Origin of the sequence: Citrobacter sp. S39 (genome assembly GCF_009495675.1) — a bacterium.
Classification (GTDB): Bacteria; Pseudomonadota; Gammaproteobacteria; order Enterobacterales; family Enterobacteriaceae; genus Citrobacter; species Citrobacter freundii.
The window spans coordinates 537,679-556,532 of the sequence record NZ_CP045555.1; the positions used below are offsets into that span (position 1 = coordinate 537,679).

Below are 18,854 nucleotides of genomic sequence, written 5' to 3' on the forward strand. Positions count from 1 at the left end.
AGCTTAATCCCCCTACTAAAATTAAGGGGGATTGAGATATTCAATCACAATGACTTAGACATCCGCAGGCGATGTTACCTATGAATATCAGATATTTCGCCTCACCTTATCTTAAATAACCTGACGTAGCAATTTCCCTTAAAAAATATTACCCCATACTTTCATTGAGGTAAAAGCAAAGGGTCTTTACAGCAGATCATTTGCATAATCACGCAGTAGTCCCGACAAAAGCAGGGATTTTATGTATAATTGCGGCCTTTTTCGGCAATCTGCCATTTTTTGGGCGCATTTGCCCCTGCTGACTTTTGAGGAAATCCACATGTCATTACCACACTGCCCACAATGCAACTCCGAATACACTTACGAAGATAACGGCATGTTCATCTGCCCGGAATGCGCGCACGAATGGAACGATGCTGAACCGGCACAGGACAGCGACGAACTGATCGTTAAAGATGCCAACGGCAACCTGCTGGCCGACGGCGACAGCGTTACCGTCGTGAAAGACCTGAAGGTAAAAGGTAGCTCTTCCATGCTGAAGATCGGTACCAAAGTGAAAAACATTCGCCTGGTTGAAGGTGACCACAACATCGATTGCAAAATCGATGGCTTTGGCCCAATGAAGCTGAAATCTGAGTTTGTGAAAAAGAACTGATGCAAATTGCCTGATGGCACTACGCTCATCAGGTCTACACCAGCTCATCTGCCAGGCGGGAAGCTCATACTTCCCGCCTGGTTTATTTATGCAGACGATAACTACACTTAACTGGTTTCTTTTACCTGAGGTAAAGATTATGCCGTTAAGTCCCTATATCTCCTTTGCAGGCAACTGCGCTGACGCTATCGCCTACTATCAAAAAACGTTAGGCGCTGAACTGCTCTACAAAATCAACTTCGGTGAAATGCCCAAATCGGCGCAGGATAGTGAAGATGGTTGCCCTTCAGGCATGAAATTCCCCGACACCGCCATCGCCCACGCCAACCTGCGCGTTGCGGGCAGCGACATCATGATGAGCGATAGCGCCCCGGACGGAAATGCTCACTACTCTGGCTTTACGCTGGTGCTCGACACGCAAAACGTCGATGAAGGCAAACGCTGGTTCGATAACCTGGCAGCAAACGGAAAAATCGAAATGGACTGGCAGGAAACCTTCTGGGCCCACGGTTTCGGTAAAGTGAGCGACCAGTATGGCGTGCCGTGGATGATCAACGTCGTCAAACAACAGCAACCCCCTACAGAGTAATCCAACGGGAGGCCAGCCCTCCCGTACTGTCATCAAATAGCGCTCAACTCTTCATCATCGAGTAACTATCCCTTAACGAAAACGTCACATTGATCCGCCACGATGGGGCCACTTTTTTAGGGAGGCCGCAGCATGCAAACGATTATTCGCGTCGAAAAACTCTCCAAGTCCTTCAATCAACATCAGGCGCTCAATGCGGTTGATCTGAATATCTGTTCCGGTGAGATGGTGGCTCTGCTTGGGCCGTCCGGCTCCGGCAAATCCACCCTTTTACGTCATTTAAGCGGTTTGATCGTCGGTGATAAATCACCCGGTAGCCGCGTCGAGCTGCTGGGCCGCACCGTTCAACATGAAGGCCGCCTGGCGCGCGATATCCGCAAAAGCCGCGCCCACACCGGCTACATCTTCCAGCAGTTCAATCTGGTGAACCGCCTGACAGTGCTGGAGAACGTCCTGATTGGCGCGCTCGGCAGCACGCCGTTCTGGCGCACCTGTTTTAACTGGTTTACCGCTGAGCAGAAACAGCGTGCATTACAAGCGTTAACCCGCGTTGGCATGGCGCACTTTGCATACCAGCGTGTTTCCACGCTTTCGGGCGGACAACAGCAGCGCGTCGCAATCGCCCGCGCGCTGATGCAGCAGGCCAAAGTGATCCTTGCCGATGAGCCGATTGCCTCACTGGACCCGGAATCCGCACGCATCGTGATGGACACCCTACGCGACATCAACCAGACCGACGGCATCACCGTGGTCGTCACGCTGCATCAGGTGGATTACGCCCTGCGCTACTGCGAACGCATCGTCGCGCTGCGCCAGGGCAACGTCTTCTTTGATGGCAGCAGCCAGCATTTTGATAACGATCGTTTTGACCATCTTTACCGCAGCATGAACCGCGTCGAACAGAACGCGCAGGCTGCATAGTTCTAAAAAACCAGGCGTTATTGGCGCAGCCAGGCTGGAGACGGCCAGCGCGGAAAAACCGGAGCGTACACGCAGTACGTGAGGATTTTGAGCACTGCCCGGATTCAGGCTGGCAAGTGAAATAGCCTGGAACAATGACTAATTAAGGAAACGACATGAGCTATAAGACAGTTGCCGCGCTGGCCTTCACCAGCATGTTTAGCGTCAGTACCTTGTTAAGCCCGGCGCATGCCGAAGAGCAAGAAAAAGCGCTGAACTTTGGCATTATTTCGACCGAGTCACAGCAAAACCTGAAGCCGCAGTGGGAACCGTTCCTGAAGGACATGGAAAAATCACTGGGCGTGAAAGTGAACGCCTTCTTCGCCCCGGACTACGCCGGGATCATCCAGGGCATGCGCTTTAACAAAGTGGATATCGCCTGGTACGGCAACCTCTCGGCAATGGAAGCGGTGGATCGCGCTAACGGGCAAGTGTTTGCCCAGACCGTCGCCGCCGACGGATCCCCGGGTTACTGGAGCGTGTTGATCGTTAACAAAGACAGTCCGATCAATAACCTGAACGATCTGATCGCCAAACGTAAGGATCTGACCTTCGGCAACGGCGATCCCAACTCAACGTCAGGCTTTCTTGTTCCCGGCTACTACGTCTTTGCCAAAAACAACATCTCCGCGAGCGATTTCAAACGCACCGTTAACGCCGGACACGAAACCAACGCCCTGGCAGTCGCCAACAAGCAAGTCGATGTCGCCACCAACAACACCGAAAACCTCGACAAGCTGAAAACTTCCGCGCCGGAAAAGCTGAAAGAGCTGAAGGTGATCTGGAAGTCACCGCTGATCCCGGGCGATCCGATCGTCTGGCGTAAAAACCTCTCCGAAACCACCAAGGACAAGGTGTACGACTTCTTTATGAATTACGGCAAAACGCCGGAACAGAAAACCGTACTGGAACGCCTTGGATGGGCACCGTTCCGCGCCTCCAGCGATCTGCAACTGGTGCCGATTCGCCAGCTGGCACTGTTTAAAGAGATGCAGGGTGTGAAGGACAACAAAGGGCTGAACGAGGAAGAGAAAACCAGCAAAACCTCGGCGTTGAAAGCGCAGCTCGATGACCTTGACCGTCTGACCGCCGCACTGGGCGCTATGACCAGCGTCACCAAAGCGGTGCAGTAACCCTGGTGCCCGGTGGCGCTTCGCTTACCGGGTCTACGATGTTTTGTAGGCCGGATAAGGCCCCTGCGCCGCCATCCGGCAATAACCTATGCACGGAGCTAAACATGCAAACCATCACCGTCGCCCCGCCCAAACGTAGCTGGTTCTCACTACTGAGCTGGGCCATTCTGCTCGCCGTACTGGTGGTCTCGTGGAAAGGTGCCGAAATGGCTCCGCTCACGCTGATCGAAGATTCCGGCAATATGGCGACCTTCGCCGCCGACTTCTTCCCGCCGGATTTCAGCCAGTGGCAGAACTATCTCGGTGAAATGGCCGTCACCCTGCAAATTGCCGTCTGGGGGACCGCCCTCGCCGTTGTACTGTCGATTCCCTTCGGCCTGATGTGCGCCGATAACCTGGTGCCGTGGTGGATTTACCAGCCGATGCGTCGCCTGATGGACGCCTGCCGCGCCATCAATGAAATGGTCTTCGCGATGCTATTCGTGGTCGCCGTCGGGTTAGGGCCATTCGCCGGGGTGATGGCACTGTTTATCCACACTACCGGGGTACTCTCCAAGCTGCTTTCCGAAGCGGTAGAAGCCATTGAGCCGGGTCCGGTAGAAGGTATTCGCGCCACCGGAGCCAACAAAATTGAAGAGATTCTGTACGGCGTTCTGCCACAGGTCATGCCGCTGCTTATCTCCTACTCGCTGTATCGCTTTGAATCCAATGTTCGCTCAGCCACGGTAGTCGGCATGGTGGGCGCAGGTGGTATTGGCGTGACCTTATGGGAAGCGATTCGCGGCTTCCAGTTCCAGCAAACCTGCGCCCTGATGGTGTTAATCATCGTCACCGTCAGCCTGCTGGATTTCCTTTCCCAGCGTTTGCGTAAGCACTTTATCTGATTAGCGAGGCATTGATTGCTATGCACTTGTCTACACATCCGACCAGTTATCCAACGCGTTATCAGGAAATTGCCGCGAGACTTGAGCAGGAGCTACGTCAACATTATCGCTGCGGTGACTATCTGCCCGCCGAGCATCAGCTTGCCGCGCGCTTCGAGGTAAACCGCCACACCCTGCGCCGCGCCATTGACCAGTTGGTTGAACGCGGTTGGGTTCAGCGTCGCCAAGGAGTCGGCGTGCTGGTGCTGATGCGCCCGTTCGATTACCCGCTTAATGCCCAGGCACGCTTTAGTCAGAACCTGCTGGACCAGGGCAGCCACCCCACCAGCGAAAAACTGCTGGCGGTGCTGCGTCCGGCCTCCAGCCACATTGCCGATGCGCTCAGCATAAACGAGGGCGATAACGTGATTCACCTGCGCACCCTGCGTCGGGTTAACGGGATCGCACTGTGCCAGATCGACCACTATTTTTCCGACCTCACGCTGTGGCCGCTGCTGCAAGGCTTTAACAGCGGCTCACTGCACGACTATCTGCGCCAACAATCAGGTCTGACGCTGCTGCGCACGCAAACGCGCATCAGCGCTCGCCGCGCGCAGGCCAAAGAGAGCAAGGTGCTGGAAATCCCCAATATGGCGCCGCTGCTGTGCGTGCGCACCCTGAACCACCGTGAAGGCGAAGAACACGCGGCGGAATACTCCGTCAGCCTGACCCGCGCCGACATGATCGAATTCACTATGGAGCACTGAATGCATTTCGATACCGCCACCCGCCAGCGCTGGATGCGCGCGCTGGCTTACAGCAATGCCGATGCCCTGAACGCCCGTATCAACGCGCTCAAACTGACGCCGGACTATGAACTTATCCGCGCACCGGAAAGCGGACTGATGCAGATCCAGGCCCGTATGGGCGGTACCGGTAACCGCTTCTTTGCCGGTGACACCACGCTTACCCGCGCAGTGGTACGCCTGAAGAGCGGCACGCTGGGTTACAGCTACCTGCTGGGACGCAATAAGCAACATGCCGAGCAGTGCGCGGTAATTGACGCGCTACTGCAGGAACAAACGCATTTCCAGAACCTAATGGAAACCTTAATTGCCCCGCTGGAAGCGGAACGCGATGCGTTGATTAACGCACGCTGTGCCGAAGTCAACGCCAGCCGGGTCGACTTCTTCACGCTGGTACGCGGAGATAACGCATGACCTTACAGACCGCATTTAATTTACCCGTTCAGGATGCTCAGCAGAGCTTTCGTCGCCTGCTGAAAGCCATGAGCGAACCGGGCGTAATCGTCGCCCTGCATCAGCTGAAACACGGCTGGCAGCCGCTGGGTCTGGCAACCACCAGCGTGCTGCTGACCCTGGTCGATGGCGACACGCCGGTCTGGCTGGCACCGTCGATGGATAACGATATCGCCCGGCAGAACCTGCGTTTTCACACCAACGCGCCGCTGGTGGATCAGCCACAGCTGGCGGCCTTTGCCGTCGCCGACGAACGTATCAGCAGCGAACAGCTTAACGCCCTCTCCGCCGGTTCCGCCGTCGCGCCAGAAACCAGCGCCACGTTGATTGTGCAGGTCTCTGGCTTAAGCGGCGGACGCATGCTGCGTCTGACCGGCGCGGGCATCGCCGAAGAGCGCATGATCGCGCCACAGCTGCCGGAATGCCTGATTCACGAACTCACCGAACGCCCGCATCCGTTCCCACTGGGGGTCGATCTGATCCTCACCTGTGGCGAACGCCTGCTGGCTATTCCGCGAACCACCCATGTGGAGGTGTGCTGATGTACGTCGCCGTCAAAGGGGGCGAAAAGGCGATAGCCAACGCCCACGCCCTGCAGGAAAACCGACGCCGGGGCGATGAGACCATTGCTGAACTGAGCGTGGCGCAAATCGAACAGCAGATGAACCTGGCCGTTGATCGGGTGATGACCGAAGGCGGCATCGCCGACCGCGAACTGGCTGCGCTGGCGCTCAAACAGGCCAGCGGCGATAACGTCGAGGCCATCTTTTTGCTCCGCGCCTACCGCACTACGCTGGCAAAGGTCGCTGTCAGCGAACCGGTTAACAGCGCAGAAATGCGTCTTGAGCGCAGAATCTCCGCGGTCTACAAGGATATTCCCGGCGGGCAGCTGTTGGGTCCAACCTACGACTACACCCATCGTCTGCTGGATTTTACCCTGCTGGCGAACGGTGAAGCGCCGCCGCTGCGCACCGCTGAGAGCGAACAAGATGCCTCCCCGCACGTCTTTTCCCTGCTGGCGAACCAGGGCCTGGCTAAACGTGAAGAGGATGATGGCGCAACACCCGACGACATCACCCGCACGCCGCCGGTTTACCCCTGCTCACGCGCTTCACGTCTGCAACAGCTGATGCGTGGTGACGAGGGATATTTGCTGGCGCTGGCCTACTCCACCCAGCGCGGCTACGGGCGCAACCACCCGTTTGCCGCCGAAATCCGTAGCGGCTATGTGGCACTGGAAACCGTACCGGAAGAGCTGGGATTTGCGGTGAACGTCGGCGAACTGCTGATGACGGAATGTGAAATGGTCAACGGATTTGTCGCGCCAGAAAATGAATCCCCCCATTTTACCCGCGGCTACGGGCTGGTGTTCGGTATGAGCGAACGTAAAGCGATGGCGATGGCGCTGGTGGACCGCGCCCTACAGGCAGCCGAATACGATGAAACGGTCACAGGACCGGCGCAGGACGAAGAGTTCGTGCTGGCGCATGCGGATAACGTCGAGGCGGCGGGTTTTGTTTCGCACCTCAAACTTCCCCATTACGTCGATTTCCAGGCCGAACTGGAACTGCTCAAACGCCTGCAACAGGAGGCCACCTGTGACCACTAACCTCTCCGGCTACAACTTTGCCTATCTTGATGAGCAGACCAAACGCATGATCCGCCGCGCAATTCTGAAAGCGGTAGCGATCCCCGGTTACCAGGTACCGTTTGGCGGACGTGAAATGCCGATGCCATACGGATGGGGAACCGGCGGCATTCAACTTACCGCCAGCGTGATTGGCGAGCCGGACGTGCTGAAAGTGATTGACCAGGGCGCGGACGACACCACTAACGCCGTATCGATTCGTAATTTCTTCAAGCGTGTGACCGGAGTGAATACCACTGAGCGTACGGAAGATGCGACGCTGATCCAGACCCGCCACCGCATCCCGGAGACGCCGCTGGTGGAAGATCAAATAATCATCTTCCAGGTACCGATCCCCGAGCCGCTACGCTTTATCGAACCGCGTGAAACGGAAACTCGCACGATGCACGCGCTGGAAGAGTACGGCATCATGCAGGTGAAACTGTATGAAGATATCGCCCGCTTCGGTCATATCGCCACCACTTACGCCTATCCGGTGAAGGTCAACGGCCGCTACGTCATGGACCCGTCGCCCATCCCGAAATTCGACAATCCGAAGATGGACATGATGCCGGCCCTGCAACTGTTTGGCGCAGGCCGCGAAAAACGCATCTATGCCGTTCCACCTTACACCCGCGTGGAAAGTCTCGATTTCGACGATCACCCGTTTACCGTGCAGAGCTGGGATGAACCTTGTGCCATCTGCGGCTCAACCCACAGCTATCTCGATGAAGTGGTGCTCGATGACAGCGGCAAACGCATGTTTGTCTGCTCCGACACCGATTACTGCCGCCAACAGAGCGAGGCCCTCAGCAAATGACGCAACCGCTGCTTTCAGTCAACAACCTGACCCATCTCTACGCGCCGGGCAAGGGCTTCAGCGATGTCTCTTTTGACCTGTGGCCAGGCGAAGTGCTGGGTATCGTCGGCGAGTCCGGTTCTGGCAAAACCACGCTGCTGAAATCGATCTCTTCACGGCTGACGCCGCAGAGCGGTGAGATTTTGTATCAGAACCGTTCGCTGTACGGCATGAACGAGGCCGACCGTCGCCGTCTGCTGCGCACCGAATGGGGCGTGGTGCATCAGCATCCGCTGGATGGCCTGCGCCGTCAGGTCTCCGCCGGAGGCAATATCGGCGAACGCCTGATGGCCACTGGCGCGCGTCACTACGGCGACATCCGCTCCACCGCGCAGCGCTGGCTGGAGGAGGTGGAGATCCCTGCCTCGCGTATCGACGACCTGCCAACCACCTTTTCCGGCGGTATGCAGCAGCGCCTGCAGATCGCCCGCAACCTCGTCACCCATCCCAAACTGGTGTTTATGGACGAACCCACCGGCGGGCTGGACGTTTCGGTACAGGCCAAACTGCTGGACCTGCTGCGCGGCCTGGTGGTGGAACTGGATCTTGCAGTGGTCATTGTCACCCACGATTTGGGTGTGGCGCGTCTGCTGGCAGACCGTTTGCTGGTGATGAAGCAGGGTCAGGTGGTGGAAAGTGGGTTAACCGACCGCGTGCTCGACGACCCGCACCATCCGTACACCCAGTTGCTGGTGTCGTCCGTTTTGCAAAATTAAACATCGGATGCCGGATGGCAGCTTACGGGGCGCTGTTTGTAGGCCGGATAAGCGCAGCGCCATCCGGCAATAAGAACCATGAGGCTCAAATGATTCGCGTTGAAAACATCAGTAAAACTTTTGTCCTGCATCAGCAAAACGGCGTGCGTCTGCCGGTGCTGCAAAACGCCACGCTGGAAGTGAAAAATGGCGAATGCGTGGTGCTGCACGGTCACTCGGGTAGCGGCAAGTCCACGCTGCTGCGATCGCTGTACGCCAACTATCTGCCGGATGAAGGACACATCCACATTCGCCACAGCGATGAGTGGGTCGATCTGGTGCAGGCCCCAGCGCGCAAAGTGTTGGAAGTTCGCCGTTCAACCATCGGCTGGGTGAGCCAGTTCCTGCGCGTAATCCCGAGGATTTCCGCGCTGGATGTGGTGATGCAACCGCTGCTGGATCTGGGTGTCTCCCGTGAGGAGTGTGCAGCCAAAGCGGCTAACCTGCTTACCCGCCTGAACGTGCCGGAGCGGCTGTGGCACCTGGCACCGTCGACCTTCTCCGGTGGCGAACAGCAGCGCGTCAACATCGCCCGCGGGTTTATCGTCGATTACCCGATTCTGCTGCTCGATGAACCCACCGCCTCGCTGGACGCCAAAAATAGCGCCGCCGTCGTCGCATTGATTGAAGAAGCAAAAGCCCGCGGCGCAGCAATTGTCGGTATTTTTCACGATCAAACCGTGCGCGACCGCGTAGCGGATCGTCTGCATCTGATGGGAACAACAGCATGATTATCAATAATGTAAAGCTGGTACTGGAAGATGACGTGGTGCAAGGATCGCTGGAAATCGAGGGCGGGGTCATTCGCGCCTTTGCTGAAAGTCCGAGCAGCCTACCTGAGGCGCTGGACGGCGAAGGCGGCTGGCTGCTGCCAGGGCTTATCGAGCTGCATACCGATAATCTCGACAAATTTTTTACCCCGCGCCCGAAGGTAGATTGGCCTGCCCACTCGGCGATGAGCAGCCACGACGCGCTAATGGTCGCCAGCGGCATTACCACCGTGCTGGACGCAGTGGCGATTGGCGATGTGCGCGACGGTGGTGACCGTCTGGAAAATCTGGAGAAGATGATCAACGCGGTGGAAGAGACGCAAAAGCGTGGGGTCAATCGCGCCGAGCACCGCTTGCACCTGCGCTGCGAGCTGCCGCATCACACTACCCTGCCGCTGTTTGAAAAACTGGTCGGTCGTGAGCCGGTGACGCTGGTGTCGCTGATGGATCATTCCCCCGGCCAGCGTCAGTTCGCCAATCGTGAGAAGTACCGCGAGTATTATCAGGGCAAGTATTCGCTCACCGACGAGCAGATGGCCCGTTATGAAGAAGAACAGTTAGCGCTGGCTGCGCGTTGGTCACAGCCCAACCGCACGGCGATTGCCCAGATGTGCCGTGAGCGCCAGATTGCGCTGGCGAGCCATGACGATGCCACCTGCGATCATGTGCTGGAATCGCATCAACTTGGCAGCGTGATCGCCGAATTTCCCACAACTTTCGAAGCCGCCGATGCCTCACGCCAGCATGGCATGAACGTGCTGATGGGCGCACCTAACATCGTGCGCGGCGGTTCTCACTCCGGCAACGTGGCGGCACATAGGCTGGCTGAGCTGGGGCTGCTGGATATTCTCTCCTCCGACTACTACCCCGCCAGCCTGCTCGATGCGGCATTTCGCGTAGCGGATGACGACGCTAACCGCTTTACGCTGTCGCAGGCTATTCGTCTGGTGACCCGCAATCCGGCGCGGGCCTTAAATCTCGACGATCGCGGCGTTATTGCCGAAGGTAAACGCGCGGATCTGGTGCTGGCGCATCGCAAAGGCGGCAACATCCATATCGACCACGTCTGGCGTCAGGGCAAAAGGGTATTCTGACTATGGGTAAACTGATCTGGCTGATGGGGCCGTCCGGCTCCGGTAAGGACAGTCTGCTGGCAGAATTGCGCCAGCAGGAACCGGCGCAACTGCTGGTGGCGCATCGCTACATCACCCGCGCCGCCAACGCCGGGAATGAAAATCATATTGCGCTAAGTGAACCAGAGTTTTTTACCCGCGCCGGGCAGAATCTGCTGGCGCTGAGCTGGCACGCCAACGGTTTCTACTACGGCGTCGGCGTGGAGATAGACCTCTGGCTGCACACTGGTTTTGATGTGGTGGTCAACGGCTCGCGTGCGCATCTGCCCCAGGCGCAGGCCCGTTATGGCGCTTCTTTGCTTCCCATTTGCTTACAGGTTTCTCCGGCAATTCTCCGCCAGCGCCTGCAGGCTCGTGGGCGGGAGAGCGAAACGGAAATCGCCGCCCGTCTTGAACGCGCAGCCCGCTACGCCCCGTATGACTGCCACGTCCTGAATAACGATGGTAGTTTGCTACAGTCTGTCGATACACTGCTCGCACTGATGGGACGCAAGGAGAAGAAACATGTCTGTCTGTGAATTACGCCGCGCCACGCTCTACGATACCGATGCGGTTTACGCGCTCATCTGCGAGTTGAAGCAGGGTCAATTTGACCTGCAGGCTTTTAGCGCTGGTTACGCCGCTAATCTGCAAGATGCCAATATGCACTACCAGCTGGCACTGATCGACGGACAGGTCGTCGGCTTGATCGGTCTACACCTGCAGTTTCATCTTCACCACGCCAACTGGATTGGCGAAATCCAGGAACTGGTGGTGATGCCGCAGGCGCGAGGGTTAAGGGTTGGCAGCCAGCTACTGGCCTGGGCCGAAGCCGCCGCACGCGAAGCGGGCGCAGAAGTCACCGAGCTTTCCACCAGCACCCAACGCCTTGACGCACACCGTTTTTACCAGCGCGAAGGCTATACCATGAGCCATTTTCGCTTCACCAAACCGCTGTAGGGGGAGCCATGAGTCTGACCATTACGCTAACGGGAACGGGCGGCGCACAGCTGGTGCCGACATTTGGCTGCGACTGTGCGGCCTGCCAACGAGCACGCTTACAGGCGCAATATCGTCGACGCCCTTGTAGCGGGGTGGTCAAATTCAACAATGCGGTGACGCTGCTGGACGCGGGGATCCCGCATCTGATGGACGACTGGCCAGCGGGCAGCTTCCAGCAGTTTCTGTTGACCCACTATCATATGGATCACGTGCAGGGGCTGTTTCCGCTGCGCTGGGGCGTGGGGGCGACTATCCCGGTGTACGGACCGCCGGATGAACAGGGTTGCGACGATCTGTTTAAGCATCACGGCATCCTCGATTTTAGCCATACCGTCGCGCCATTCGTAGTGTTTGACCTGCAAGGATTGCAGGTCACGCCGCTACCGCTCAACCATTCAAAGCTGACGTTTGGTTATCTGCTGGAGACCGCACATAGCCGCGTGGCGTGGCTCTCCGATACCGCCAGACTTCCCGACAAGACGCTGAAGTTTCTCCACAATAACCAACCCCAGGTGATTATCATCGACTGCAGCCATGCCCCGCGCACCGAGCCACCGCGCAATCACTGTGATTTAAATACCGTTATCGCGTTGAACGACGTTATCCGCTGTCCACGGGTGATCCTGACGCATATCAGCCATCAGTTCGACCTGTGGATAATGGAAAACCAGCTTCCCGCAGGGTTTGAGGCAGGATATGACGGAATGGAGATTATGCTGGAGTAAGGAAATTTGCCGGATGCGATGAAAACATCTTATCCGGCCGACAAGACGACAGCCAGGCGACTTTTCCATAAGCATAGAGAGATTGCAATGCATACATGCACTGTGCTCAAGTGCATGCATTGACATAAAATGGCGAGATGTTGAGCTGACAGCGAAATCCCTTACAGGGGATAAAATATTCTTACATTTAGATAGTTACAGTTAACGATCGTAATCTTCTTCCATTCTGCGTTCTTCGTCTTCTAACTGACGCCGTTCTTGATCAAGCTGGCGCTGACGGTCATCCAGTTGGCGACGTCGATCTTCAAACTGGCGGCGGCGATTGTCATATTGCCTGCGCCGGTCGTCACTCATCTGGCGCTGCCAGCTTTCATCACGGGAATCATCATAATCCCGCCCGTTGTCCGGTTTGTATGCGTCGTTTATCGCCTGCTGAATATTACCAATGGCGTCATCGATAATATCCGCCTGCGCCGATACGGTGGTCAGCATCAGCAAACTAAAAAGAAGGAATGTCGCGGAGCGTTGCATAAAACCAGCCTCATCAAGAAACTCGCCCCACGGTAACCAAAGCGTATTTGCGCGGGTAGCGGAGGAATCTCAATTACGCGAATGCCGCAGCGCCTGCGCCAGTTCTCCCCGGGTAAAAGGCTTACGCAATAGTGCCACATCCGGCAGCGCCGGGTTATGCGCCGGGCGTAAATCCTGACCGCTCATCAGCAGGATGGACAACTGCGGATAATGTGCCTGGGCATGGTTAACCACATCCACGCCGCTTAAACCACCTGGCAGCATTAAGTCGCTGATAAAAATATCAATCTCGGATGAAGCCGCCAGCATATGCATCGCCTGTTCGCCGTTGGCGGCCTCTAACGTCAGGTAGCCCAGCAGGTGTAATTGCTCGCACAACGTCTGGCGTACATCGTCCTCATCCTCGAGCACCAACACCAGTTTTTCATCGTTGGTCGTTGTGTGTTGCGCTACCGCTTCCACTTGAGCCTGCACCGGAACAACGGCGCGAGGCAGTTGCAGCCGGACAGTCGTTCCCTGCCCGGGGGCGCTTTCAATCTCCACCCGGCCACCGGACTGGCGCACAAAACCGTAAACCATCGACAGCCCCAGCCCACTGCCGCTGCCGGTCTGTTTGGTGGTGAAAAAGGGCTCGAAGACCTGCGCTTTCACTGCCTGCGACATCCCACTTCCCTGGTCGGCTACCTCCAGCATCACCATGTCCTGCTTACGCCCATCGCTGCGCGTAACCCGTTGATTCCAGGTACGGATTTTTATCGTGCCCGCCTGCCCGTCCATGGCGTCACGGGCGTTCATCACCAGATTGATAATGGCGTTTTCCAGTTGGCTGACGTCAATCCACGCGGGCCAGGCAGGCGACTGGGCTTCAATCTCCAGCGTCAACGTGGCCGGAAGAGAGTGGCGCATCAGTTCGCCCAGGTTTTCCAGCAGCGTTTTCAGCTCCACCGCATGAGGGTGCAATGACTGTTTGCGCGAAAAGGCCAGCAGCCGTTGGGTAAGCAGCGCCCCGCGCTCGGCGGCTTTTAGCGCCCGATTGACCCGTGGCGCATCGGGCGACTCCGGATTCACCAAATCCAGACTGCCAATAATCACTGCCAGCAGGTTATTGAAATCATGCGCTAATCCACCCGTCAGTTGCCCCACCGCCTTCAGCTTTTGGCTGTGCAACAGCGCTTCTTCCAGCCCCTGACGCTCGGTGCGATCGATTTCCATCTGGCTGGTTTTTTCTTTTAGCAGTCGGGTGGTGTGCTCCAGCGATGCCGTATTGCGGGCAAAGACGCTAAAGGCGCGGGCCAGCTCGCCCAGCTCATCGCGCCGCTGCAGGGCCGGGACACTGACGTCTGATTCACCGTGCGCCAGCCGGGTCATCGCCCGCGAAATGGCCGTTAGGTTGGAGCCGAGATTACGGTAGATATACCACCCGGCAAAACCGGTGATCACCACCGCCAGCAGCGCAAACACTAAAATAAACAACGCGCCGGATTGCAGTTCCTGATGGCTTTGCGCCACCCGCTGCTCTGAGATCAGCGCCACCTGCGAGGCATACTGGTTGATATCGCTGTTGAGGATCGCCACCAACGCTTTGATGTGGAACATATACCAATTGATGGCCAAATCGCTTTGCTCCAGCGCGGAAGAGAGCGGCTCCAGCTTATGCAGCTCCTGGTTGAAGTCGTTGAGGATACCGCTAATCAGCGGATTGGCATGAAACAAGGGAAGAGCGGGCATCACCGCATCCAGTTGTTTCACCACTGAACGCGGCGTGGGCGTGTCGATGGCGGCAACAATTAAGCGGTCCATCTGCCCCAGCAGCACATCGTCCTGCGCGCCGGTGAGCTTTTGCAGATGACGTAAATAGCTTTGATTCTGATACAGCGAACTGAGCAGCGCGTTACGTTCCAGGTGCCGCCGCTGACCGCGCTGCAACATACCTTCTACGCTGCTTTGTAACTCCTGGCTGCGCTGGATAATTCGCTCGACCAGCACCGGCTCTTGCTGTGCCAGCGGCGCGGTAGCCAGTTGTTCCAGCGACTGCTTCAGCGCCCTTTGCGTCTCCTGCAGCCGCTCCGCTTCCCCTTTGTATTCCAGCGCCCCGACTACCTGCGACAACCGCACCGCCGCTGTCGCGACGTTCGCCGTATCCCGTGCCAGGTTCATGCTGCCGGTCATGTCGTCAACGGTTTGCTGCTGCACCTGCTCCTGGATCTGGCTTGCGTGCTGAAACCCCAGCACCGCCACGCCGCTCACCATCAGCGTGACCGCCACCACCAGCAGATTGAAGAACAGCAATCGTCCACGCGCACTGGCGAAAAAGTGACGTCCCGGTTGCGGCATATCACGCTCCGTGAAGAAAAATCGCAATATGACAAATATGAACGGCTTCTGACATTTTGCATTTACATTCCTGTGATGGACTGCTGATATCGGCCACCCCACAGGAGATCCGCCATGAGCAGGACACCGGTTCTGGAGATGCGCAACATTGCTAAAGCGTTTGGCAAATTTTACGCGCTGAAAGGGGTCGATTTAACGGTCTGGCCGGGCGAGATTCATGCCCTGATGGGCGAGAACGGTGCGGGGAAAAGCACCCTAATGAAGATCCTCGCGGGTGCCTATACCGCCACCAGCGGTGAAATCCTGATTGACGGTCAGCCGTTTCACATTCGCGGTCCCAAAGATGCACTCAGCGCGGGCATCACGCTGATTTATCAGGAGATGCAGCTCGCGCCGAACCTGACGGTGGCAGAAAATATCTTTCTTGGCAGCGAGCTGTCGCGCGGCGGTCTGGTCCAGCGTAAAGAGATGGTCACGCAGTCACAGAAAGTCATCGACCGACTCGGTGCCCAGTTTAAGGCCAGCGACCGTGTGATGACGTTGACCATCGCCGAACAGCAGCAGGTTGAAATTGCCCGTGCCCTGCACCGTAACAGCCGCATTCTGGTGATGGATGAACCCACCGCCGCCCTCTCCTCACGTGAAACCCACCGCCTGTTTGAACTGATCATGCGCCTGCGCGATGAGGGGATGGCGATTATCTACATCAGCCACCGCATGGCGGAAGTTTACGAACTCTCCGATCGCGTCAGCGTCCTGCGAGACGGGCAATATGTTGGCAGCCTGACCCGCGACAAGCTCAACGCCTCGGAACTGGTGCGCATGATGGTGGGCCGTCCGTTGAGCGATCTGTTCAACAAAGAGCGCGATATTCCCTTAGGTAAAGCACGCCTCAACGTCCATCACCTTACCGACGGCCATAAAGTCCAGCCGTGCAGCTTGCTGGTGCGCTCCGGGGAGATCGTCGGCCTGGCCGGGTTAGTCGGCGCAGGGCGTTCTGAACTGGCGCAGCTGATTTTTGGCGTGCGCAAAGCCATCGGCGGCATGATTGAAGTGGACGGTGAACCGGTGGTGATCCACTCCCCGCGCGAAGCAATTGACCACGGCATTGGCTTTCTGACGGAAAACCGCAAAGAGCAGGGATTATTTTTAGAGCTGGCAGCGGCAGAAAACATCACCATGGCAACGCTGGAACGTGACGCGAACTGGGGCATGCTCGATCGCAAAAAGGCGCAGGCGATTTCCGATGACGCCATCAAATTGCTCAATATTCGCGTCCCGCATGCCCAGGTCCGCGCAGGCGGCTTGTCCGGTGGCAACCAGCAAAAGCTGCTGATTTCGCGCTGGGTGGCGATCGGGCCACGCATTTTGATCCTCGATGAACCGACGCGCGGCGTGGACGTCGGCGCCAAAAGCGAGATCTACCGGATCATGAACGATATGGCGCGCAAAGGCGTGGCGATCCTGATGATCTCCAGCGAACTACCGGAAGTGGTCGGGATGAGCGACCGCGTGTACGTCATGCGCGAAGGCAGTATTGCCGGCGAGCTGAACGGACAAAGTATTACCCAGGAAAATATTATGACGCTGGCAACCGGCGTGAACGACTCCCATCATCAGGCGGTGCCCCATGAATAATCCAACCACTCCCCAGCAGGTGGCGAAATCCGCCTCCGCAAAAAAAATGCTGATGAGCGATCTGATGCAAACGGTCGGTATCTTACCGATTCTCATCCTGATAGTGGCGGTGTTTGGCTTTATCGCGCCTAACTTTTTTACCGAAAGCAACCTGCTGAATATTACCCGTCAGGCGTCGATCAACATCGTGCTGGCCGCTGGCATGACCTTCATTATTTTAACCGGCGGCATCGATCTTTCGGTTGGTTCGATTCTCGGCACCACCGCCGTCGCAGCCATGGTGGTTTCTCTCATTCCTGAGTTTGCCATGCTGTCAGTCCCTGCTGCACTGTTGCTCGGCATGGTGCTGGGGTTGTTTAACGGCGCGCTGGTCGCTTTTGCCGGCCTGCCGCCGTTTATCGTCACGCTTGGAACCTATACGGCGCTGCGCGGCGCGGCCTATCTGCTGGCGGATGGCACGACGGTGATTAACTCCAACATCAGCTTTGAGTGGATCGGCAACAACTATCTCGGTCCGGTTCCGTGGCTGGTGGTCATTGCGCTGGCGGTGGTGGTGGTGTGCTGGTTCATTCTTAGGCGCACAACGCTCGGCGTTCATATCTATGCGGTTGGCGGCAATATGCAGGCCGCGCGCTTAACCGGGATCAAAGTGTGGCTGGTGCTGCTGTTCGTCTACGGCATGAGCGGTTTGCTCTCAGGTCTTGGCGGGGTGATGAGCGCCTCGCGGCTGTACAGCGCCAACGGCAACTTAGGTATGGGTTACGAACTGGACGCCATCGCGGCGGTGATCCTCGGCGGCACCAGCTTTGTTGGCGGGATCGGCACCATCACCGGCACGCTGGTGGGGGCGTTGATCATCGCCACGCTCAATAACGGCATGACGCTGATGGGCGTCTCCTATTTCTGGCAATTGGTGATCAAAGGGGCGGTGATCATCATAGCGGTGCTGATCGACAAATACCGTACCCGACACCATCAAAGTGCATAGACAAGCTTACTGGCCTACTCATTCGTAGGCCTGATAAGCGCAGCGCCATCAGGCGTATAACAACAATACCCTACGTGAGGAAACGAGTATGCGTTTGAAGCCATTAGTGACCGCGCTCTGTGCTGGCGCCCTACTTGCTGCAGCTCCATTTGTGCAGGCAAAAGAACTGAAATCCATCGGCGTTACGGTGGGCGATCTGGCCAACCCGTTCTTCGTGCAGATCACCAAAGGCGCGGAGCTGGAAGCACGCAAACTGGCAGGTGATAGCGTTAAAGTAACGCTGGTTTCCAGCGGCTACGATCTGGGGCAACAGGTGTCGCAAATCGACAACTTTATTGCCGCCAAAGTCGACATGATTATCCTTAACGCCGCCGACTCCAAAGGCATCGGCCCGGCGGTAAAACGCGCGAAAGACGCCGGGATTGTGGTGGTCGCCGTTGACGTGGCGGCGGAAGGCGCAGACGCCACCATCACCTCCGATAACACCCAGGCGGGAGAAATGGCCTGTAAATATATTACCGACCGTCTGAAAGGCAAAGGCAACGTCGTCATCATCAACGGGCCGCCGGTTTCCGCCGTCCAGAACCGCGTGGAAGGCTGCCAGACGGAGTTTAAACGCCACCCGGACATCAAGGTGCTGTCATATAACCAAAATGCCAAAGGCAGTCGCGAAGGCGGGCTGGAGATCATGACCGCGTTGCTGGCGGCGAATCCGAAGATCGACGGCGTATTCGCCATTAACGATCCCACGGCGATCGGTGCCGATCTGGCGGCAAAGCAGGCGCAACGTAGCGAATTCTTTATTGTCGGCGTAGACGGCAGCCCGGACGGCGAAGAAGCCCTGAAGCGCGAAAACTCACTATTTGTGGCGACGCCAGCACAAGATCCGCAGGTGATGGCTGCCAAAGCGGTCGAAATCGGTTATGACATATTACAGGGGAAACCCGCCCCGAAAGAACCCGTGCTGATCCCAGTGACGATGATCGATAAAAACAACGTCGGCAGTTATAAGGGTTGGACGGTGAAATAAGTGCTGGGCCGCCTGATACCTCTC

General features: G+C 57.2%; 21 protein-coding genes. 19 read left to right on the top strand and 2 right to left on the bottom strand.

Going from position 1 to position 18,854, the window contains the following annotated elements:
• Window positions 1–319: 319 nt before the first annotated feature.
• The 16 genes from GFB57_RS02475 to phnP all read left to right on the top strand — a co-directional run bounded on the left by GFB57_RS02475 (window position 320) and on the right by phnP (window position 12,309).
• Entirely contained in the window at window positions 320–655 is a 336-nt protein-coding gene (locus tag GFB57_RS02475) for a zinc ribbon domain-containing protein YjdM (RefSeq protein WP_003031835.1), read from the top strand.
• A gap of 139 nt (window positions 656–794) precedes the next feature.
• A complete protein-coding gene (gene yjdN / locus GFB57_RS02480; protein WP_003031832.1) occupies window positions 795–1,244 on the top strand; it encodes a VOC family metalloprotein YjdN in 450 nt (149 codons plus the stop codon).
• A 132-nt stretch (window positions 1,245–1,376) separates the two neighbouring features.
• Window positions 1,377–2,165 (top strand): phosphonate ABC transporter ATP-binding protein, encoded by a 789-nt coding sequence (gene phnC, locus GFB57_RS02485; protein WP_003031830.1) that lies wholly within the window; start codon window positions 1,377–1,379, stop codon window positions 2,163–2,165.
• 155 nt (window positions 2,166–2,320) lie between these two features.
• A complete protein-coding gene (gene phnD, locus GFB57_RS02490) occupies window positions 2,321–3,337 on the top strand; it encodes a phosphonate ABC transporter substrate-binding protein (protein ID WP_003031828.1) in 1,017 nt (338 codons plus the stop codon).
• Between the two features lie 104 nt (window positions 3,338–3,441).
• Window positions 3,442–4,221, top strand: coding sequence for a phosphonate ABC transporter, permease protein PhnE (gene phnE / locus GFB57_RS02495; RefSeq protein WP_003031827.1), 780 nt, complete (start codon window positions 3,442–3,444; stop codon window positions 4,219–4,221).
• A 20-nt stretch (window positions 4,222–4,241) separates the two neighbouring features.
• Window positions 4,242–4,967, top strand: coding sequence for a phosphonate metabolism transcriptional regulator PhnF (phnF, locus tag GFB57_RS02500; protein ID WP_003031826.1), 726 nt, complete (start codon window positions 4,242–4,244; stop codon window positions 4,965–4,967).
• Complete coding sequence (gene phnG / locus GFB57_RS02505) at window positions 4,968–5,420, top strand: phosphonate C-P lyase system protein PhnG (RefSeq protein ID WP_003031825.1); 453 nt, start codon at window positions 4,968–4,970, stop codon at window positions 5,418–5,420.
• Window positions 5,417–6,001, top strand: a complete 585-nt coding sequence (phnH, locus tag GFB57_RS02510; RefSeq protein ID WP_003031824.1) for a phosphonate C-P lyase system protein PhnH — start codon at window positions 5,417–5,419, stop codon at window positions 5,999–6,001. Before phnG ends, phnH begins: the two co-directional genes overlap by 4 nt.
• A complete protein-coding gene (locus tag GFB57_RS02515) occupies window positions 6,001–7,068 on the top strand; it encodes a carbon-phosphorus lyase complex subunit PhnI (protein WP_003031821.1) in 1,068 nt (355 codons plus the stop codon). Before phnH ends, GFB57_RS02515 begins: the two co-directional genes overlap by 1 nt.
• Window positions 7,069–7,114: 46 nt before the next feature.
• Window positions 7,115–7,906 (top strand): alpha-D-ribose 1-methylphosphonate 5-phosphate C-P-lyase PhnJ, encoded by a 792-nt coding sequence (gene phnJ / locus GFB57_RS02520; protein WP_230472398.1) that lies wholly within the window; start codon window positions 7,115–7,117, stop codon window positions 7,904–7,906.
• On the top strand, window positions 7,903–8,661 hold the full coding sequence (gene phnK, locus GFB57_RS02525; protein ID WP_003031816.1) for a phosphonate C-P lyase system protein PhnK: 759 nt from the start codon (window positions 7,903–7,905) through the stop codon (window positions 8,659–8,661). Before phnJ ends, phnK begins: the two co-directional genes overlap by 4 nt.
• Before the next feature lie 89 nt (window positions 8,662–8,750).
• Window positions 8,751–9,431, top strand: coding sequence for a phosphonate C-P lyase system protein PhnL (phnL, locus tag GFB57_RS02530; protein WP_003031813.1), 681 nt, complete (start codon window positions 8,751–8,753; stop codon window positions 9,429–9,431).
• A complete protein-coding gene (gene phnM, locus GFB57_RS02535; RefSeq protein ID WP_003031811.1) occupies window positions 9,428–10,564 on the top strand; it encodes an alpha-D-ribose 1-methylphosphonate 5-triphosphate diphosphatase in 1,137 nt (378 codons plus the stop codon). The genes phnL and phnM overlap by 4 nt, the downstream gene beginning before the upstream one ends.
• A gap of 2 nt (window positions 10,565–10,566) precedes the next feature.
• Complete coding sequence (phnN, locus tag GFB57_RS02540; RefSeq protein WP_003031810.1) at window positions 10,567–11,121, top strand: ribose 1,5-bisphosphokinase; 555 nt, start codon at window positions 10,567–10,569, stop codon at window positions 11,119–11,121.
• On the top strand, window positions 11,108–11,542 hold the full coding sequence (gene phnO, locus GFB57_RS02545; RefSeq protein ID WP_003031809.1) for an aminoalkylphosphonate N-acetyltransferase: 435 nt from the start codon (window positions 11,108–11,110) through the stop codon (window positions 11,540–11,542). The genes phnN and phnO overlap by 14 nt, the downstream gene beginning before the upstream one ends.
• A gap of 8 nt (window positions 11,543–11,550) precedes the next feature.
• The gene (gene phnP, locus GFB57_RS02550) at window positions 11,551–12,309 is read left to right on the top strand and encodes a phosphonate metabolism protein PhnP (protein ID WP_003031808.1); all 759 of its coding nucleotides are present in this window, start codon (window positions 11,551–11,553) and stop codon (window positions 12,307–12,309) included.
• A gap of 201 nt (window positions 12,310–12,510) precedes the next feature.
• Here phnP and yjdP read toward each other — a convergent pair whose 3' ends face one another.
• On the bottom strand, window positions 12,511–12,840 hold the full coding sequence (gene yjdP, locus GFB57_RS02555) for a DDRRRQL repeat protein YjdP (protein ID WP_003031807.1): 330 nt from the start codon (window positions 12,838–12,840) through the stop codon (window positions 12,511–12,513).
• A gap of 69 nt (window positions 12,841–12,909) precedes the next feature.
• Window positions 12,910–15,174: a hybrid sensor histidine kinase/response regulator gene (locus GFB57_RS02560; protein ID WP_003031806.1), complete on the bottom strand. Its 2,265-nt coding sequence runs from the start codon at window positions 15,172–15,174 to the stop codon at window positions 12,910–12,912.
• Window positions 15,175–15,288: 114 nt separating this feature from the next.
• Between GFB57_RS02560 and GFB57_RS02565 the strand changes: the two genes are divergently transcribed.
• The 3 genes from GFB57_RS02565 to GFB57_RS02575 all read left to right on the top strand — a co-directional run bounded on the left by GFB57_RS02565 (window position 15,289) and on the right by GFB57_RS02575 (window position 18,830).
• The gene (locus tag GFB57_RS02565; RefSeq protein WP_003031804.1) at window positions 15,289–16,812 is read left to right on the top strand and encodes a sugar ABC transporter ATP-binding protein; all 1,524 of its coding nucleotides are present in this window, start codon (window positions 15,289–15,291) and stop codon (window positions 16,810–16,812) included.
• Window positions 16,805–17,800 carry a ribose ABC transporter permease gene (locus tag GFB57_RS02570; protein ID WP_003031803.1) on the top strand — a complete coding sequence of 332 codons (996 nt, stop codon included), beginning with the start codon at window positions 16,805–16,807 and terminating at the stop codon, window positions 17,798–17,800. Before GFB57_RS02565 ends, GFB57_RS02570 begins: the two co-directional genes overlap by 8 nt.
• An 88-nt stretch (window positions 17,801–17,888) precedes the next feature.
• The gene (locus tag GFB57_RS02575) at window positions 17,889–18,830 is read left to right on the top strand and encodes an ABC transporter substrate-binding protein (protein WP_003031801.1); all 942 of its coding nucleotides are present in this window, start codon (window positions 17,889–17,891) and stop codon (window positions 18,828–18,830) included.
• Window positions 18,831–18,854: the final 24 nt, after the last annotated feature.

Bases quoted from the DNA above. Each gene is read 5' to 3' on its own strand.
- GFB57_RS02560 (WP_003031806.1), bottom strand. From the start codon at position 15,174: ATGCCGCAACCGGGACGTCACTTTTTCGCCAGTGCGCGTGGACGATTG.
- yjdN (WP_003031832.1), top strand. From the start codon at position 795: ATGCCGTTAAGTCCCTATATCTCCTTTGCAGGCAACTGCGCTGACGCT.
- GFB57_RS02475 (WP_003031835.1), top strand. From the start codon at position 320: ATGTCATTACCACACTGCCCACAATGCAACTCCGAATACACTTACGAA.
- phnD (WP_003031828.1), top strand. From the start codon at position 2,321: ATGAGCTATAAGACAGTTGCCGCGCTGGCCTTCACCAGCATGTTTAGC.
- yjdP (WP_003031807.1), bottom strand. From the start codon at position 12,840: ATGCAACGCTCCGCGACATTCCTTCTTTTTAGTTTGCTGATGCTGACC.
- phnE (WP_003031827.1), top strand. From the start codon at position 3,442: ATGCAAACCATCACCGTCGCCCCGCCCAAACGTAGCTGGTTCTCACTA.
- phnP (WP_003031808.1), top strand. From the start codon at position 11,551: ATGAGTCTGACCATTACGCTAACGGGAACGGGCGGCGCACAGCTGGTG.
- GFB57_RS02515 (WP_003031821.1), top strand. From the start codon at position 6,001: ATGTACGTCGCCGTCAAAGGGGGCGAAAAGGCGATAGCCAACGCCCAC.
- GFB57_RS02565 (WP_003031804.1), top strand. From the start codon at position 15,289: ATGAGCAGGACACCGGTTCTGGAGATGCGCAACATTGCTAAAGCGTTT.
- phnO (WP_003031809.1), top strand. From the start codon at position 11,108: ATGTCTGTCTGTGAATTACGCCGCGCCACGCTCTACGATACCGATGCG.
- phnG (WP_003031825.1), top strand. From the start codon at position 4,968: ATGCATTTCGATACCGCCACCCGCCAGCGCTGGATGCGCGCGCTGGCT.
- phnF (WP_003031826.1), top strand. From the start codon at position 4,242: ATGCACTTGTCTACACATCCGACCAGTTATCCAACGCGTTATCAGGAA.
- phnK (WP_003031816.1), top strand. From the start codon at position 7,903: ATGACGCAACCGCTGCTTTCAGTCAACAACCTGACCCATCTCTACGCG.
- phnH (WP_003031824.1), top strand. From the start codon at position 5,417: ATGACCTTACAGACCGCATTTAATTTACCCGTTCAGGATGCTCAGCAG.
- phnM (WP_003031811.1), top strand. From the start codon at position 9,428: ATGATTATCAATAATGTAAAGCTGGTACTGGAAGATGACGTGGTGCAA.
- phnC (WP_003031830.1), top strand. From the start codon at position 1,377: ATGCAAACGATTATTCGCGTCGAAAAACTCTCCAAGTCCTTCAATCAA.
- phnJ (WP_230472398.1), top strand. From the start codon at position 7,115: ATGATCCGCCGCGCAATTCTGAAAGCGGTAGCGATCCCCGGTTACCAG.
- GFB57_RS02575 (WP_003031801.1), top strand. From the start codon at position 17,889: ATGCGTTTGAAGCCATTAGTGACCGCGCTCTGTGCTGGCGCCCTACTT.
- phnL (WP_003031813.1), top strand. From the start codon at position 8,751: ATGATTCGCGTTGAAAACATCAGTAAAACTTTTGTCCTGCATCAGCAA.
- phnN (WP_003031810.1), top strand. From the start codon at position 10,567: ATGGGTAAACTGATCTGGCTGATGGGGCCGTCCGGCTCCGGTAAGGAC.
- GFB57_RS02570 (WP_003031803.1), top strand. From the start codon at position 16,805: ATGAATAATCCAACCACTCCCCAGCAGGTGGCGAAATCCGCCTCCGCA.